General features: G+C 64.2%; 18 protein-coding genes. 11 read left to right on the plus strand and 7 right to left on the minus strand.

Annotation, left to right across the window (positions count from 1 at the left end; translation table 11 throughout):
• Positions 1-22: 22 nt before the first annotated feature.
• From BJL86_RS15680 to BJL86_RS15715, 8 genes are all read left to right on the plus strand, one after another.
• Positions 23-799, plus strand: a complete 777-nt coding sequence (locus tag BJL86_RS15680; RefSeq protein WP_067478881.1) for an SDR family NAD(P)-dependent oxidoreductase — start codon at positions 23-25, stop codon at positions 797-799.
• Between the two features lie 155 nt (positions 800-954).
• Positions 955-1,917 carry a DUF2189 domain-containing protein gene (locus tag BJL86_RS15685; RefSeq protein ID WP_067478885.1) on the plus strand — a complete coding sequence of 321 codons (963 nt, stop codon included), beginning with the start codon at positions 955-957 and terminating at the stop codon, positions 1,915-1,917.
• A gap of 448 nt (positions 1,918-2,365) precedes the next feature.
• A complete protein-coding gene (locus tag BJL86_RS17470) occupies positions 2,366-3,427 on the plus strand; it encodes a hypothetical protein (RefSeq protein ID WP_075845096.1) in 1,062 nt (353 codons plus the stop codon).
• Positions 3,428-3,561: 134 nt separating this feature from the next.
• Positions 3,562-4,659, plus strand: a complete 1,098-nt coding sequence (locus BJL86_RS15695) for a V-type ATP synthase subunit I domain-containing protein (protein WP_067478890.1) — start codon at positions 3,562-3,564, stop codon at positions 4,657-4,659.
• A 51-nt stretch (positions 4,660-4,710) separates the two neighbouring features.
• Positions 4,711-5,538 carry an acyl-CoA thioesterase gene (locus BJL86_RS15700; RefSeq protein ID WP_067478893.1) on the plus strand — a complete coding sequence of 276 codons (828 nt, stop codon included), beginning with the start codon at positions 4,711-4,713 and terminating at the stop codon, positions 5,536-5,538.
• A 30-nt stretch (positions 5,539-5,568) separates the two neighbouring features.
• The gene (locus tag BJL86_RS15705) at positions 5,569-6,087 is read left to right on the plus strand and encodes a nuclear transport factor 2 family protein (RefSeq protein WP_067478896.1); all 519 of its coding nucleotides are present in this window, start codon (positions 5,569-5,571) and stop codon (positions 6,085-6,087) included.
• A 9-nt stretch (positions 6,088-6,096) separates the two neighbouring features.
• Positions 6,097-6,903 carry a crotonase/enoyl-CoA hydratase family protein gene (locus tag BJL86_RS15710; protein WP_067478899.1) on the plus strand — a complete coding sequence of 269 codons (807 nt, stop codon included), beginning with the start codon at positions 6,097-6,099 and terminating at the stop codon, positions 6,901-6,903.
• A gap of 71 nt (positions 6,904-6,974) precedes the next feature.
• On the plus strand, positions 6,975-8,408 hold the full coding sequence (locus BJL86_RS15715; RefSeq protein WP_067478902.1) for a cryptochrome/photolyase family protein: 1,434 nt from the start codon (positions 6,975-6,977) through the stop codon (positions 8,406-8,408).
• A 24-nt stretch (positions 8,409-8,432) separates the two neighbouring features.
• Here the strand turns inward: BJL86_RS15715 and BJL86_RS15720 are convergent, their stop codons facing one another.
• Positions 8,433-9,365: an amidohydrolase family protein gene (locus BJL86_RS15720; protein WP_067478905.1), complete on the minus strand. Its 933-nt coding sequence runs from the start codon at positions 9,363-9,365 to the stop codon at positions 8,433-8,435.
• 260 nt (positions 9,366-9,625) lie between these two features.
• On the opposite strand from BJL86_RS15720, the gene BJL86_RS15725 reads away from it, so the two are divergent.
• Positions 9,626-10,180, plus strand: a complete 555-nt coding sequence (locus BJL86_RS15725; protein ID WP_067478908.1) for a VanZ family protein — start codon at positions 9,626-9,628, stop codon at positions 10,178-10,180.
• A 16-nt stretch (positions 10,181-10,196) separates the two neighbouring features.
• The gene (locus BJL86_RS15730) at positions 10,197-10,673 is read left to right on the plus strand and encodes a nitroreductase family deazaflavin-dependent oxidoreductase (RefSeq protein WP_067478910.1); all 477 of its coding nucleotides are present in this window, start codon (positions 10,197-10,199) and stop codon (positions 10,671-10,673) included.
• 4 nt (positions 10,674-10,677) lie between these two features.
• Here BJL86_RS15730 and BJL86_RS15735 read toward each other — a convergent pair whose 3' ends face one another.
• The 5 genes from BJL86_RS15735 to BJL86_RS15755 form a co-directional block, all read right to left on the minus strand.
• Positions 10,678-11,202 carry an O-acetyl-ADP-ribose deacetylase gene (locus tag BJL86_RS15735; RefSeq protein ID WP_067478913.1) on the minus strand — a complete coding sequence of 175 codons (525 nt, stop codon included), beginning with the start codon at positions 11,200-11,202 and terminating at the stop codon, positions 10,678-10,680.
• Between the two features lie 40 nt (positions 11,203-11,242).
• The gene (locus BJL86_RS15740) at positions 11,243-11,608 is read right to left on the minus strand and encodes an SdpI family protein (RefSeq protein WP_067478916.1); all 366 of its coding nucleotides are present in this window, start codon (positions 11,606-11,608) and stop codon (positions 11,243-11,245) included.
• Between the two features lie 124 nt (positions 11,609-11,732).
• Positions 11,733-12,647: an esterase/lipase family protein gene (locus BJL86_RS15745; RefSeq protein WP_067478919.1), complete on the minus strand. Its 915-nt coding sequence runs from the start codon at positions 12,645-12,647 to the stop codon at positions 11,733-11,735.
• Positions 12,648-12,784: 137 nt separating this feature from the next.
• Positions 12,785-13,834 (minus strand): aldo/keto reductase, encoded by a 1,050-nt coding sequence (locus BJL86_RS15750; RefSeq protein WP_067478955.1) that lies wholly within the window; start codon positions 13,832-13,834, stop codon positions 12,785-12,787.
• 11 nt (positions 13,835-13,845) lie between these two features.
• Entirely contained in the window at positions 13,846-14,331 is a 486-nt protein-coding gene (locus tag BJL86_RS15755; protein ID WP_067478922.1) for a MerR family transcriptional regulator, read from the minus strand.
• A 226-nt stretch (positions 14,332-14,557) separates the two neighbouring features.
• On the opposite strand from BJL86_RS15755, the gene BJL86_RS17325 reads away from it, so the two are divergent.
• Positions 14,558-15,109 (plus strand): hypothetical protein, encoded by a 552-nt coding sequence (locus BJL86_RS17325; RefSeq protein WP_156515494.1) that lies wholly within the window; start codon positions 14,558-14,560, stop codon positions 15,107-15,109.
• A 35-nt stretch (positions 15,110-15,144) separates the two neighbouring features.
• Here BJL86_RS17325 and BJL86_RS15765 read toward each other — a convergent pair whose 3' ends face one another.
• Positions 15,145-15,942, minus strand: a complete 798-nt coding sequence (locus BJL86_RS15765; protein ID WP_198034333.1) for a DUF3152 domain-containing protein — start codon at positions 15,940-15,942, stop codon at positions 15,145-15,147.
• Positions 15,943-15,989: the final 47 nt, after the last annotated feature.

A 15,989-nucleotide genomic window follows, 5' to 3' on the forward strand; every position in this document is an offset into this window, starting at 1 on the left:
AGCCGGAAATTAACGTGGCGGTATGGACCTCAATAATGCAAGCGCAATCGTCACCGGAGGTGCCTCGGGTATCGGCGCCGCCGTTGCTCGACAGCTCTCCGACAAGGGCGCGACCGTGGTCGTCGCCGACCTCAACGCCGAAAAGGGCGAGGCTCTCGCCAAGGAAATCGGCGGCATGTTCGTCTCCGTCGACGTGACCAAGACCGATCAGGTTCAGGCGGCGGTCGACGCAGCTCGCGAGGCCGGCCCGCTTCGCGTGCTCGTCAACTCGGCCGGCATCGGCTCCGCGGCACGCACAATCGGACGCGATGGCACCATCGATTCGGCGCACGACCTGGACATCTGGAAAAAGGTCATCGAGATCAACCTCGTCGGCAGCTTCGACGCGATCCGCCGGGCCGCGACCGTGATGAGCCAGAACGATCCCTCCGACACCGGCGAGAAGGGCGCGATCGTGTCGATGGCGTCGGTCGCCGCGTTCGATGGCCAGATCGGCCAGTCCGCATACTCGGCGTCGAAGGGCGGCATCGTCGGCATGACGCTGCCGATCGCCCGCGACCTGTCCGCCGCCGGGATCCGCGTGAACGCCGTCGCACCGGGCCTGATCGACACGCCGATCTACGGCGAGGGTGAGGCCTCGGAGAAGTTCAAGGCGAACCTCGGACAGAACGTGCTGTTCCCGAAGCGCCTCGGCGAGGCCAGTGAGCTCGCCTCGATGGTGATCGAGCTGATCACCAACCCGTATATGAACGGCGAGGTCGTCCGCGTCGACGGTGGCATCCGGATGCCACCGAAGTAGTAGCCACGTAAACAATCTGATTCGAACGAGCCTTAACGGGCGGGAACATTTCTTTCCCGCCCGTTATCTATGTTCAGGAACCACAATCTATGCAAAGGTTGAATCTGCCCAGACTGCCGATGGCGTAGATATACGACACGACTAAAGAGGTTGAAATGACTTACGACCCGAATCAGTACGGGAATAACCCGTACAACCCTGGCGGAAATGACGGGGGCCAAAACCCCGGTTACGGTGACCAGAACTTCGGCGGCCAGCAGAATCCCGGTTACGGCGGCCAGCCCGGCTATGGCCAGCAAGGCTACGGTGGCCAGGGCTACGGCCATCAGGGATTTGGCGGCCAGCCAGGCTACGATCCCAACTCCCCGCAGCAGGATCGCCAGGTTGTCACCGTGCAGGGTCTTGACGTAGGGCAGGTCATCTCATTTGCATGGCAGGGCTTTGCGAATAACCCCGCTGGCTGGATCGTTTACGGTCTTGCGCTCGTGGCGGCAATGATCGTCGCATTCATCCCCATGGGCGGGGCAATGGTTTCAATGATCAACGACGCCAGTAATTCTGCGAGCGGAGAAATCTCTGCGACCTCCACGAGCGGCTTCCTCGGTGCATCGCTGTTCTCCACAGTTCTCATCGTCGTCCTTGCGGGAACTCTGTCCAACATGGGATACCAGGCAGCGCTCCGCTGCGCCGACGGCGAAAAACTTTCTGTCGGGGACTTTTTCAAATTGAGGAATTTCGGGAATTACATTCTGCTTCTCGTCATTTTCGGCGTGGTCTCAATGCTGCTCAACTTGATCCCGATTCTCGGCGCAATTGTGATGCTCGTGCTCGCGATCATCGTCTACTTTGCTCCGCTTGCCGCTGTCGATGGAAACTCTCTCGGATCGTCGTTCCGCATTTCTAAGGACATCGTCTCCAAAAACCTGGGACTTTGCCTCCTGTGTGCGATCGTCTTCGCGCTTCTCGGTTTCATTGGCGGAATCATCATCATCGGCTACATCATCGTCGCGCCGATGCAACAAATCGGCGCCGCATTTGTCTACCGAGCAGCGACGAGCGGTCACGCACCGCAGCAGCAAAACTTCGTTCCGCAACCTGACTATCCGCAGAACTTCTAGAACGCGGATTCAGACTCCGGGCATTGCGAGTGCCGCGAGAACCGATCGGTTCTCGCGGCACTTGCATTTAGCAGCAGCCCGCGGATCACAGGAAAAAGACGGCCAAATACGATAATTAGGTCGAAGAAACGACCACGGACAACTACCCAGACGGCCCCGGAGCCGACGAATCCTCGGATATAGGCACGAAGGGCACGATCGTGTCGACGGCGTCGGTCGCCCCGTTCGATGGGCATATCGGGTAGTCCGCATTTTCGGCGTCGACGGTGGCGGCAGGATGCCTCCGAAGTAGTAGTCACGTAACCAACCTGAATAGATAAAGCCTTTAAAGGGCGGGAACATTTCGTTCCGGCCCGTTATCTATGTGCAGGAGCCATTTTGTATGCAAAGGTTGAGTCTGCCCAGATTGCCGATGGCGTAGATATACGACACGACTAAAGAGGTTGAAATGACTTACGACCCGAACCAGTACGGGAACAACCCGTACAATCCCGGCGGAAATAACGGGGGCCAAAACCCCGGTTACGGCGACCAGAACTTCGGCGGCCAGCAGAATCCCGGTTACGGCGGCCAGCCCGGCTACGGCCAGCAAGGCTACGGTAGCCAGGGCTACGGCCAGCAGGGATTTGGCGGCCAGGGCTACGATCAGCAGGGATTTGGCGGCCAGGGCTACGATCAGCAGGGATTTGGCGGCCAGGGCTACGATCAGCAGGGGTTCGGCGGCCAGCAGGCATATGGCGCGCAGCCAGGCGGATTCGGCGGAGATCCCGGCGCTCAAGGGAGCGGCGTCGCGGTCATCCAAGGTCTTGACGTCGGCGAAGTGATCAGTCGTTCCTGGAAGGGATTCACATCCAGCGTGGGCGGCTGGATCGTTCTGGCGATCGTCGCCTTTATTGGAATGCTCGTGGCAACCATCCCCACTTCGATGGCCACGCTTAGCGCGCTGGAAGACTCAACCGGCGACACCCTGGATCCGAATGCATTTGCGGTCGATTTCGGAACGCAGTTTTTCACCTGGATTCTGACGACCTTGATCTTCTCGGTCATCGCAAATATGGCGATTCAAGCTGCGCTTCGATGCGCCAATGGCGAGTCGCTGGGCGTCGGGGACTTCTTCTCGCTGAGAAATTTCGGCAACTTCATTGCCGTGTACGTCGCTATTTCCGTTGCGAACTTCGTTCTCGGCCTTATTCCGTTCATCGGTGGCCTCTTGTCCATCGTGTTGGCGATCTTTGTCTTCTTCGCCTACTACGCGGCGGTGGACGGAAACGACTTTTCGACGTCGTTTATCAAGTCAAAGGATATTCTCCTTCGCAATCCTTCCGTGTGCCTCCTATCCGCGATTGTGTTCATCCTCCTGATCATCGTCAGTGTGATTCCTTTCGGCCTCGGGCTTCTCATCACTCTTCCCATGTACGCCATCGGCGGAGCTGTCGTTTACATTGCCGCCACACGTGGCCTCGCACAGCAGAACTTCGTAGCTCAGCCCGACTACCCGCAGAACTTCTAGATCGCGGGGAAGGCTCCAGGTTTTCCGAGTGCCGCGGGAACCCTTTGGTTCCCGCGGCACTCGTATCTAGACAGCAGCCCGCGAATTGCGGGCAGATGATGACCAAGCATGAAAGTTAGGCTGAAGGAACGACGATGACGAACTATCCAGGCGACCCCGGGGCGGGAGACCCGTACGGCGGATATGGACCGGGCAACCCGAACGAACCACAAGGTGGCTACGGCTACCAGCCGCCGTCGTTCAGCCAGGACCCCAGTGGAAACAATCCGTACGACCCCTACGGGGGAGCGTATGGCGCCCAGCCGAACTCGCCGCACGGATTCGGACAACCGAATGCCGGTAACTCGCCGTATGGCCAGCCGGGTTATGGCCAACAGCCCCACGGCGGGCCGGGATTCGGGCAGCAACCGTTCGGCCAGCAGTACGGATACGACTTTCAGCAGTTCGGAGCGATACAAGCACCGGTGCAGAGTGGTCAGACCATGGCGGTGCCAGGTCTCGACGTCGGACGAGTCATCTCCGATGCGTGGGACGGATTCGCCCAGAATGTCGGCGGCTGGATCCTCTGGTGCATCGCCTACTTCATCGGATGCTTCGCTGCGATTATCGCGTTGATCGCCGGGGCAGCCGCCATGATCGCGCCACTCGTCGACGATCCGTCCTACACCTCGGGGACGGGTTCCTACGAGACGGATTTCGACCCCTTCAATGGGTTGGCGTGGGGGGCAATGGGCTGGATCGCCCTCTTCTACCTGGTCTTCCTCGTACTCTCGGCGGTCATGCTCAACATGGTCTACGGCGCAAGCCTGAGGATCGCCGCCGGAGAGCAACTGACGATCGGGGACTTCTTCAGACTCCGAAACTTCGGCATGTACATGGCGGTCATCATTCTCGTGGGCCTCGCCTATGGCGCGTTCTTCATCTTCCCGCTGCTCGGATTTCTTCTCATCATTCCTGCCGTTCTGCTCTACTTCCTTCCCTATGCGGCCGTCGACGGCCATTCCCTCGGCGGGTGCTTCTCCGTCGCCTGGGGAGTGCTGACCAAGAACTTCGGACTCTGCGTTTTGTGCGCGATCGTTTTCGGCGTCTTGAACTTTATCGGCGGAATGGTGATCGTCGGATACCTCATCACCTTCCCGATGATGATGGTCGGTTCCGCCGTTGTTTACCACGCCGCTACCCGCGGCTACCAGCCGATTCCGAAGCCGATGCCGTACGCTCCGCGCTACTAGGACGCGGCGTTCGACGTCATGAATTATGGTGTTCGGCATACACTGGGATCCATGACGGATTCGGATAATTTGCACCGCTTGGACAAGGCCATTTCGCTCGCGCCGGTTACCGAGGGAGACACCTCGGTGCTGCGCGGGGAGACTACCCCGGAGTACTGGAACATGGTCGGCCCTTTCGGTGGTTCGACGGCGGCGACGCTGCTGCGCGCCGTGCTCATGCAGCCGGACGTGCACGGCGAGCCGGTGTCGCTGACGGTCAACTACGCCGGCCCGCTCGGGGAAGGCGAGTTCGAGATTTCAGTGAAGGCCGAGCGAACGAACCGCTCGAACCAGCACTGGACGATCACCCAAACCCAGGGCGATCAGATCATGACGACGGCCAGCGCCGTGACCGCCGTCCGCAAGGACACCTGGACAGACGTAGAGGCGGAGCCGCCAAGCGCCGCGGCACCCGAAGAGATCGAGTCGGCTGACCCGTTCCCCGGCATCAACTGGGTCGGATCGTACGACCAGCGGTTCGTCGAGGGTGCGATCCCGAACGAGAGTTCCGGCGAGCAGGACACCTCCCGCTCGACGATGTGGGTGCGCGACAATCCGCCGCGTCCTGCCGACTTCTACTCGGTGGCCGCGAAATCCGACACGCTCTACCCGCGCGCGTTCCTGCGCAAGGGAACGTACCTGCCTGCCGGAACCGTGACCATCACGATCCACTTTCTTGCTGACGCCGCCGAACTGGATTCTCTCGGCGACGACTTCGTGCTCGCCACCGGCTACGCGCGGCGATTCGGGCGCAGCTACTACGACCAGACCTCGGAGATCTGGTCCCGCGATGGAAAACTGCTCGCGACCGCTCACCAGATGGTGTACTTCAAGATCTAGAAGTTCCCCGCCGGAGGAAGCGAGAAGCACGTGCCGCTTAGCATCGAACAACGCCTGGCCACCGAGCGAGATATTTGCGCGCTCAAACACAACTATCTGCGCGCGTGCGACGCGAAGGACGCAGACACCTTCCGGGCGTCGTTCGTCGCCTCGGGCGGCAAGCTTAACTATGGGCCGCTGGGGAAAACCGATCCCGACGGGATGGCCGAGATCTTTCGGCAGATCGCTCTCGCCGAGCACCCCGATGGCGGACCTGTAGTCCTCGACATGCACCACGCGTTCATGCCGACGATTACCGTGACCGAGCCCGCCGAGGGCGCAGAGCCGACGCACGCGACGGGCACGTGGACACTGCAGTTCCGGCAGGTCGATCGACTTTCGGGGACCGAGTACCTGGCCACCGGCGAGTACCGCGACGTTTACGTGGTCGAAGAGGGTCGGTGGGTAATGTCCGAATGTGATTTCACCGTGGCGTGGTCGATCAAACGCCCGCTGGGAGACGCGGAGATCGATTTCGACTCCGCCGCGTTCGGCGAGGACGCATGCTAGGAGATACGAGTGTCTGACGCACCACTGCTCATCGAGCGCTCTGAACACGTAGAACAGTGGACGCTCAACCGCCCGGACGCACGAAACGCGATCTCCGATGCCGGGATGGTGGACGCCATCGTGAACGCGGTCGCCGCCGTCAACGGCGATATGGATGTGCGCTCCGTGGTGCTCACCGGCGCCGGATCGGCGTTCTCGGCTGGCGGCAACATCAAGGACATGCGCGACAAGCGCGGGATGTTTGGCGGATCTCCAGCCGAGATCCGCGCCGGATACCGCGAGGGGATCCAGCGAATTCCACGCGCCCTCTACCACTGTGAAGTGCCCGTGGTCGCGGCGGTTAACGGGCCTGCGGTGGGCGCAGGCTGCGATCTCGCGCTGATGTGCGATTTGCGCATCGCCTCGTCCACCGCCTTTTTCGCAGAGAGTTTCGTGCAGCTCGGCATCATCCCCGGTGACGGCGGGGCGTGGCTGCTCACCAAGGCGATTGGCCCGGCGCGCGCAGCGGAAATGGCACTCACCGGGGATCGCGTGGGCGCCGAGCAGGCAGCGGCGTGGGGCCTGGTGAACGACGTCGCCGCACCGGAGGAGTTACTCGCCGAAGCGCACGCTCTCGCCGGCCGAGTGGCGAAGAATCCGCCCGGCGCGGTCCGCATGGCCAAGAAGCTACTGCGTGAGTCGCAGCACCAATCGCTCGAATCGCTACTGGAGATGAGCGCGTCGATGCAGGCCCTCGCCCACTCGACGTCGGATCACGCCGAGGCGCTCGCGGCATTCACCGAGAAGCGGCCCGGGAATTTCTCGGGGCGCTTGTAGCACTGCGCCGAGGTCGCCTGCGGCCTCCGTCCGCAGCCCAATGGTGGACGTGCATGGAATAGTGGCGGGTAATGAGCTCCTCTTCCGAGCACGTACCCGGCCCTGCAATTCTGTGGTTTCGCCGGGACTTGCGCCTTTCCGATCATCCGGCGCTCGCCGCGGCCGCGGCAGATGCGGGCGACGCCGGCGTGCTAGCCGTGTTCGTCGTCGACCCCTCGCTCACCTCCGGCGCCGGCGCGGCGAGGCTGGAGTGCCTGCGGCGCGCGCTGCGGAACCTCGATGCCGAGCTCGGCGGCAATTTGCTCTTGGTCCGCGGCGCTCCGAGCGAGCAGATCCCCCGGCTCGCCCGGCATCTCGGCGCGCAGCGTGTGCACGTCACCGGTGAACCCACGCCGGCCGGGCGGAGGCGCGACTCCGACGTCAACAAGCGATTGGCCGAGGACGGCGCCGAACTCGTGGCCACGGGAACGCCTTATGCGGTGAGCCCCGGGCGGGTACTCACCGGGGATCGCGCGCCATACAAGGTCTTCACGCCGTTCCGCCGCGCCTGGTACGAGCACGGTTGGCCGGCGCCCGCAGATACCGGTCCCGGCACCGCGAAATGGCTCGACCCCGCGACCGTGCCTGGCGGCGTGCGCCTGGGCGAGGCGCTCGGCGCCACGGCACCGGAGGGAATGGAGATCCCGGACGTCGGAGAGCGCGCCGCCCAGGCCTCCTGGGCTTCGTTTTATGACGCAGGCCTCGCCGCGTACTCACGCGAACGCGACCGCCCCGACCTCGACTCGACGAGCCGGATGAGCGTGCAGCTCAAGTTCGGGACCATCCATCCGCGGACGATGCTCGCCGATCTGGCGACACTCGGTCCGAGCGACGACCTCGACGCGGACCTCTCGGCGTCCCGCGACGCATTCGCCTCCGAACTCGCCTGGCGCGAGTTCTACGCCGATGTCCTCTACAACCGTCCAGATACGGCGCACGGGAACGTCTACCGGGTGTGGGATGACTATCCGTGGGCACAAGGCGCGGAGGCGGACGCGGACTTCGAGGCGTGGGCGAGCGGACGGACCGGATATCCGATCGTCGACGCCGGGATGCGGCAGCTCCATGCGCAGGGGTGGATGCACAACAGGCTTCGCATGGTGACCGCGTCGTTCCTCACCAAGGACCTGCATATCGACTGGCGGCGCGGCGCGAAGCACTTCATGGATGTGCTGATCGACGGAGACATCGCCTCCAACCAGCACGGCTGGCAGTGGACTGCGGGCACCGGAACCGACGCGTCGCCATTTTTCCGGATCTTCAATCCCATCACCCAGGGCAAGCGCTTCGACCCGGAGGGCGATTACGTCCGCCGCTGGATTCCCGAGCTGCGAGATATCGCTGGGCCTGCGGTGCATGGCCCGTTCCCCGACGGCGTGGGCGACTACCCGCCGCCGCTCGTCGACCACCAGGAGCAGCGGCAGATCGCCCTGGCGCATTACGCCGAACACATCAAGGGCCGCTAGGCCAGGGCGGCACGGACTTCGCCGCTACTGGCCACCGCCGATCAACCGCGCCGGATTGTCGTACAGCACTTTCCGCGTCCACTCATCGCCGAGCCCGAAACTGTCAATCGCCTCGAGCTGATGCACGAACGGATACGGGATATTCGGAAAGTCCGAGCCGAGAACCACCTTGTCGCCGAGACCTGCGAGCCGCCCGCGCTCGGCCGCCGGGAACGGATGCATTCGTTCGGTGAAGTCGGTGAACACCATCGTCGTATCCAGGTACACATTCTCGTACCGCTCGGCGAAATCGATAAACGCCGCGTATTCGGGCATCCCCATGTGCGCCGCGACGAGGGCGAGTTTCGGGAACCGCCGCAGCACATCGGCGATCGGCTCGGGCCCGGTATGGTTCCCCGGCTCGGGTCCAGAACCAGCATGTATGACGACGGGCAGCCGCGAATCGGAGAGTACGCCCCACACCGGATCGAGTAATCGGTCGGCGGGATCGTAGCCCCCGACCTGCACGTGGGCCTTGAAGATCTGCGCGCCGGAATCGATCGCGGCCGCGACGTAGTCTCCGGCGCCATCCTCGGGATAGAAGGTCGCCGAATGCGCGCAGTCCGGGGTCCGGGCGGCGAAGTCCGTGGCCCACTCGTTGAGCCACTGCGCCATCTGCGGCTTATGGGGATAGAGAAGGGAAGTGAAGCGGAGAACGCCGAGCTCTCGCAGGCGCTCGACCCGCTCGGCCTCGCCGAATCGGTATGCCACCGGCCAGGGCACCCCGGTGAGACGCTCGGCGTGGTCGAAATAGTTCCACACCTTGTCGAGCACGTTCTGTGGCATGAAGTGAGTGTGGACGTCGATCACGCCGGGGATGCCGAGGCGCTCGCACAATGCGCGGACACGGCCCACCTCGTCGGCGGGGAGCTCGACGCCGGCCGGCGCGCGTTCGTTGTCTGCCGAATTAGAGGACATCACCTCTCCAAGTCTCCCAGTTTCCCGCAGCGGCGTCACCGTTTTCGCGCGCCCGGTGCACGCCTGCCGTTGCTAGTGTCTAGGAATGCCTGCAGGTGAGATCCGCGAAGACTTCGCCGTGCTCGTGGCGCTGGGCGAACGCCTCGGGGACCCGGACCGCGTAGTGGACGTCGGTGCCACGCCGTCATCCTATATATTCGCCGTTAACAGTAGAGCGCGGAACATAGGCCCTACCCAGGAAGAGTTGCTAGGGTTCCGGGGTGTTTTATGACGACGTAGGCAGCGGCTTCGCCAGGCGGTACCGACCGCTGGTGGTCTTCGCGCTGCTCGCGTACGGATTCGTCTTGCTCGTGGCGACGATCCTCAAGCGGTACCTGACCATCGGCAGCCTGTGGCGGCCGAACGAGGTGCACGTCCGCACGCTCGAGCTCGTGCCGTTCGACGACTTCTTCCAGGACAAGTGGATCGGCGGCATCGCGATCGACACGATCGGCAACGTCGCCCTTTTCGTGCCGTTCGGAATTCTGGCCTACATTCTGCTCGTGCGCCGGTCCGCAGCGGTTCGGCGCACCGCGCTCGTGGGCTTCGTCGTGAGCCTGACCATCGAGATCTCGCAATACATCTTCGCGCTCGGCTACACCGACGTCGACGACCTGATCCTCAACACCCTCGGCGCCTTCGTCGGCGCGCTGCTGGCCAGGGCCTTCGGCCCGCGGTGGTTCGGGCTGTGGACCGGGCTCACGCTCGTGACGTGCATCGTGTTCATCGCGGCGACCGTCGCGCTGCAGGCCAGCGACTCCGTCGGCGCGACGTAACGCGCATAATCGGGGAATGGGAATCCTCACCCCGCTGGCCGTCCGCATCGGTTCCATCTCGTGGATGCCGCGCCTGCTGCCGCAGATAGTCACCGTCGACCGCACGATTCAGCGGCTCAGCGGACACCGGCTCACGCTGCTCGACATCGCAGGCCTGCCCAACGTCACCCTGGTCGTGAAGGGCCGCAAGAGCGGAATCGAACGCGAGACGCAGTTGCTCGCCGCGCCGACCGAGGACGGCTGGCTGGTTGCGGGCTCCTACTTCGGGAGCGCCGCGATGCCGCAGTGGGTGGGCAACGTGCGCGCGGCGGATGAAGCCACGGTTCGCCACCACGGCACGGATACGCTGTGCGGCGCCGTCGAACTCACCGGCGCCGCCCGCTCCGCGGCTTGGGATCGGCTACTCGAGGTGTGGCCGAACTTCGACCTCTACGAGCGTCGAACCGATCGCACCATCCCGGTGTTCGCACTTCAGCCGCGCGGGCGGGCCTAGCGGGTCAGCTCTCGAGCTCGATCCCTTCGGAGGCGGCGATGTCCCCTGCGAGGGCGACATCCTCCGGGTCGAAAAGCACGAGCGCGATCGCTGCGACCGGCGCGGGCGCGCCCGCGAAGCCGCGTAGGGCGCGTCGCACGGCATCGTCTTTCGGCCAACCGTAGACGCCGGCCGATACCAGCGGAAACGCGACCGATTTCGCCCCCAGTTCCGCCGCCACGCGGAGGCTCTCGGCGTAGCAGGAATCGAGAAGTCCGGCGTCATCGCGTCCATATACCGGACCCACGGTGTGCACGACCCACGTTGCGGGCAGGCTACCGGCGCCGGTGGCCACGGCCTGACCTGTGGGAAGGCCATCGGGGAACGAGGTGCGCCGCAGCTCGCGGCATTCGGCGAGGATCGCGGGGCCTCCCGCGCGGTGGATCGCGCCGTCCACTCCCCCGCCGCCGAGCAGCGAGGAGTTTGCCGCGTTGACGATCGCGTCGGCGCGGAACTCGGTGATATCGCCGGACAGGACTCGGATGCTCATGGCGCCACGGTACGCGCCTTCCTCTAGCGATTTCGAGCAGTTATGCGCGCGTGCTCAGCGCGATCCGTGCCGCGCGGTGTCCCTGCGTGCCGCCGATGGCGAGCCCGATGAGCAGGAGCGCGACCGCGAGAATCGCCGCCACTATCACGCCGATCTCGCTGAGCCCGATCACCGCGATCGGCAGAATCATCGCGAGCAGGCCGGCCACCGCGCCGATCGTGATCGCGGGCCCGCCCGCCGAATGCGCCACGTACCAGGCCTTATCGTTGGCGAGCGTAAGGTCGGTGCGGATCCCGACGAGCTTGTTGCGGCGCAGCGAGCCGTTCGCCGCGAGGTAGCCGACAACTGCGACGGACAGGTTCGACAGCGCCACCAGCGCGAGTACGAATATCGCCCAGATCTCCATTGCGGACCGTCTCCTCCTAGCGCGAACGGATCCTCATTCCATCTTTATTGTCCCAGCTTTATGACGTCGGACGTACCCGATCGCCCGGCCCACCTCCATTTGCGCGTGCCGCGGGATCCCTCCGCTACAGGCGACGGTCGGTGAGCCAGCCCGGCAGAATCCCGCCGTGCACCGGGGCCACGGGCAGGCAGCGGATCTTGTGGCCGGCACCCGGATCGAGCGCGTCGAGCACGTAGTCGACCGCGCGCGGATCCGAGGGCAGGGCGGCGTGGTCGACGAAGTCGAGCATGCACCCCTGCTGCAACACGATGTTCCGGACCGAATACTCGCCACCCTGCGGCGGCTCGACCAGCGAGGTCGTGTGGGGCCAGACGAACTCGTCGAAACGCGTCGCGACGTTCGTGTACTCGACGCCCCGCGCGTAGGGAGTGCCGTCTGGATCCCAGAGATCATTGAGAAACTTCGAACCGCGCACGAGGCTTTCACCTGCGAGGAATGCCCCGGCGACGAGCTGACGGAGCCGCATCGACGTCAGCATGCGTTCGAGCCTTGCCGAGCCGACGCCGTGCCACGGAGACGCGAGGCTGACTACCTTGCGTACCTTGCCCGGGCGAGCGTGCTTGGCGATCGCCCCGGCGACAACGCAGCCTTGTGAATGTCCGACGAGGTCGACCTGTTCGGCTCCGGTCGATGCGAGCACCTTGTCGACGAATCCGGCGACCTCGGGGACGGAGTTCTCCGCGATATCTCGCAGCCCGCCGAGTTCGGACATCGGGAACTTGGCGTCCGGCAGCGCGCCGTAGGTGATGGTGAACACGGAGAATCCGCGATTGATCAGGTACGGCGCGAGCGTGTACCAGTTCGTCGTGCCGCTGCCGGCGGTGCCGTGGATGAGCACGACCGGGACGGGGCGTTCCTCGGACGGCCTCTCGTTCCACTTATTGACGCCGGGCAGCTGGTGCCCCGGAAAACGAATCGCGAACTCGGCGCCGGCCAGGAAGCTGTACGACACGTGCGGCTTGCGCGCGGAGGAGGGCACGAGGGATTCCTTGGGGTCGTCGGGCTCGGGGGTACTCGCGCCACATTCAACCCGACATTGCCGCCCAATATGTCCACTTGGCTCGGAGATTCGCGAACTCGCCGACCACTGCGGTCGCTGGGCCGAGCGCGCTGACACTACTCCCGGCCGCCGCTGATCCACTCGGGGTTGGGGACGATGTTGCGGCCGCCGCTCACCGCGGCTGCGATGCCGTCGAGCGCCTCGATCTGCGTCGCCGTGAGGTGGACGTCGACGCAGCCGAGGTTCTCGATCATCCGCGAAGACTTCCGCGAGCCCGGGATGGGCACGACCGAGAGCCCGTACTGCTCTCCCTTCGCGCGCAGCCATGCCAGAGCGACCTGCGCGTGCGAGGCACCTGTTTCAGCGGCGACGTCGGCGAGCGCGGTGAGCGCCTTCTGATTAGCGTCCCAGCCTTCGCCCATGCGCGCCGTCTGACTGCGGAAATCGCTCGCCACCTGCTCCTTCGTGAGCGTGCCGGTGAGGAATCCGCGTCCGAGCGGGCTGTAGGGGACGAAGCCGACTCCGAGTTCCGCACACGCAGGAACGACGTGGTCCTCGACGTCTCGGGACCACAGGCTCCACTCACTCTGTACTGCGGTGATCGGGCTGGTGGCGTGGGCGCGACGAAGCTCGTCCGACGTCACTTCTGAAAGGCCGAGGTGGCGGACTTTGCCTGCCTCCACGAGCTTGGCCATCGCGCCGACGGTCTCTTCGATGGGGACGTTCGGGTCGGGGCGGTGCAGGTAGTAGAGGTCGATCGTGTCGACGCCGAGCCGGCGCAGCGATGCCTCCGCCGCAGAACGAACGTACTCGGGGCGGCCGTCGACGCCGCTCTTGCCCGGTTTCGCGCCCTCGTCGGCCGACAACGGGACGCCTGTGATGCCGAACTTGCTCGCAAGTTGCACGTCGGTGCGCCGCTTCGCGAGGAGCGGGGCGAGCATCTCCTCGTTCGTGCCGGCCGGGCCTTCGGTTCCGGGACGCGGCTCGCCGTAGACGTCGGCGGTGTCGATAAAGGTGATGCCGGCGTCGATCGCCTCGTCGAGCGTGGCGCGGGCATCGTGGTCGCTGAGTCCTCCGCCGTATACGTGGGACAGCGCCATGCCGCCGAAGCCGATCGGGGACACCTTGAACTCGGCGTTGGAGGAGAGGCGGATCTTATTTGGCATGGGGTTCGCGTTCACTTGTTCTCCCTGAAGAGGTTGTCTAGATCGGGAAGGAAATCGTCGCTGTTCGGGGCGGCTGCGGTATCGCATTGGCCGTCGAGGGTGCCGCCGTAGGTGGCGATTTTGTAGTCGGTTGCCGCCAGCGCCGCGCGCAATTCGCGCAGCTGCCCGGCGATGCGTTCGCGGTGGGTGTGCATGAGAGCCAGCCGCGCCGGGATCGTGTCCTCGCCCTCGTCGACGAGATCGATGTAGTGACCGAGCGTGCTCATCGGCATCCCGGAGGCCCGCATCCTTCGCAGGAACTCCAGGCGACGCAGCTCCTTGTCGCCGTAGGCACGGTTGCCCGCGGAATCCCGAGGTACCGCGATGAGGCCCGCGCGTTCGTAGTAGCGGATCGTGTGGGCGCTGAGCCCGAGGAGCTCGGCGGCCTGCGCGACGGTGAGTTTTTCCTGCGCAGCGCCGGTTCCGAACTCGGGTGCGAGCTTGGCTGTCTCGGTCATGGGCACGACTGTATGCCTTCGAGTGCGCTCAAAGGCAAGGGGTTTTTCGCCTCGAACTTCGTCGATTCTGGTTCAGCGGAATGCGCGATTCTCGAAAACATGTGTATTTATTCAACAGTTTCACACGAAAGGCGGAATTGCACTGTTCAAACGCATACAACGGGTGTACTTTCTTTTTATCTCACTGGTGGCAACTCCAGTTTCCTTTGACCAAATGGAGTAATTCATGTCTCGCCTCACTCGGCTTTGCGCTCTATTTTTTGTCGGCGCCTTCGTTGCAACGACCCCAACCGCGACTGCGGCGGATGTTCAAGTGGGGTCGTCGACCATCGCCGTACCGGATTTCGTGCCTCCGAATTTTGAACTTGCTCCCGTTGTCGTACCGCGCCCGTTCCTATCCTCTGAAGCCGACCTTCCGCCGCTGCCCTACCCCTTTCAATGGGAAGCGAAATACGATCGGTACTCCGGCGATACCGTCGTCCTCGACTGCGTGAACTCTCCGCAGCGCCTCCCCAGTGAAATCATCATTCATTGCGCGGACGGGACATTTCGCATCCAGGACATCCAATGGACCTCCTGGACAGATGACTCCGCGCTTGGGAATGGACAAAAATTTGAAGTCGAATGTGTTCCACACTGTTTCAATGGGCGAGTGCATCGTGGCGGGGTGCTGGTCAAACTCCATGACGTGCGTCAGGTCCATGGCAACCAGACATTCACCCATATGGAAATCAATGAGGGCGGAAACCTAAGGAACCTTCGTATCGCGCCGATCTAGGTCGGAAGCCCGCAAGCGAGCCATGCAATCTCCCTCTAAGCCACCGAGGGCCACGGATTCACCGTGCACCCCTGCAGCCCGAGCGTCTGCTGTTGCATGAGCGGCGCTGGCGAACCCGGCGCGGGGCAATACTCGTGGGCATGCCCCAACGCGTGCCCGACCTCGTGGTTGATCACGTACTGCCGGTACACCGTGAGGTCGTCGAAATCCTCGGTCGCGCCGAGCCACCGGTTCGCGTTGAGCGCGACCTGATTGCCCTCCCGGCACGAGGTGTAGCCGTTCGTCGTCAGCCCCGAACAGATCTGGTCCGTGGTCTGCGGGCTCGCGACGCTCACCAGCGCATCGGCCTGCGACTCATCACTGACAAGCTCGAACGCCACGCCGTCGAGGTCCTGCCATCCGCGCTCGTCGCGCAGCGTCGCCATCACGAAATCGGCGGTGTCGTCGATCTCGACCGGCAGTCCCTTCTCCACGCGCACCGCGATCGCGAACGGCGCCCCGTCGCCCTGCGGCGCCGACGCCTCCAGCGCATATTCCCACTCGCCCGTGCCCTCGTAGGGCACCTCGGTCGGGGTCGGCGTGGGGGTCTCGCTCGAGCTCGTGGTGGACGCCCCGCTGGATGACGTCGGACGTGCGATCTCCCCCGTGGCCTCCGCACCCGACTGCGCGGCCGCCTGCGCGGTTGCCTCCTTCGACGTCATACCGCCGCCGGTTCCCTCTGCGCCGCCGTCCGCGCTGCACCCGGCGGCCGCGCCCGCGACGGCTGCGGCCAGCGCGCCGGCGGCGAGGAATCGGCGGGCGACTGCGGCGGAGTGCGCGGAGCGAGAAATCACTACCGCAGAATACCTGCGATCATGAATGGACAGCACGCCCGCCGGCG

Origin of the sequence: Dietzia timorensis, from assembly GCF_001659785.1 — a bacterium.
Taxonomy (GTDB): Bacteria; Actinomycetota; Actinomycetes; order Mycobacteriales; family Mycobacteriaceae; genus Dietzia; species Dietzia timorensis.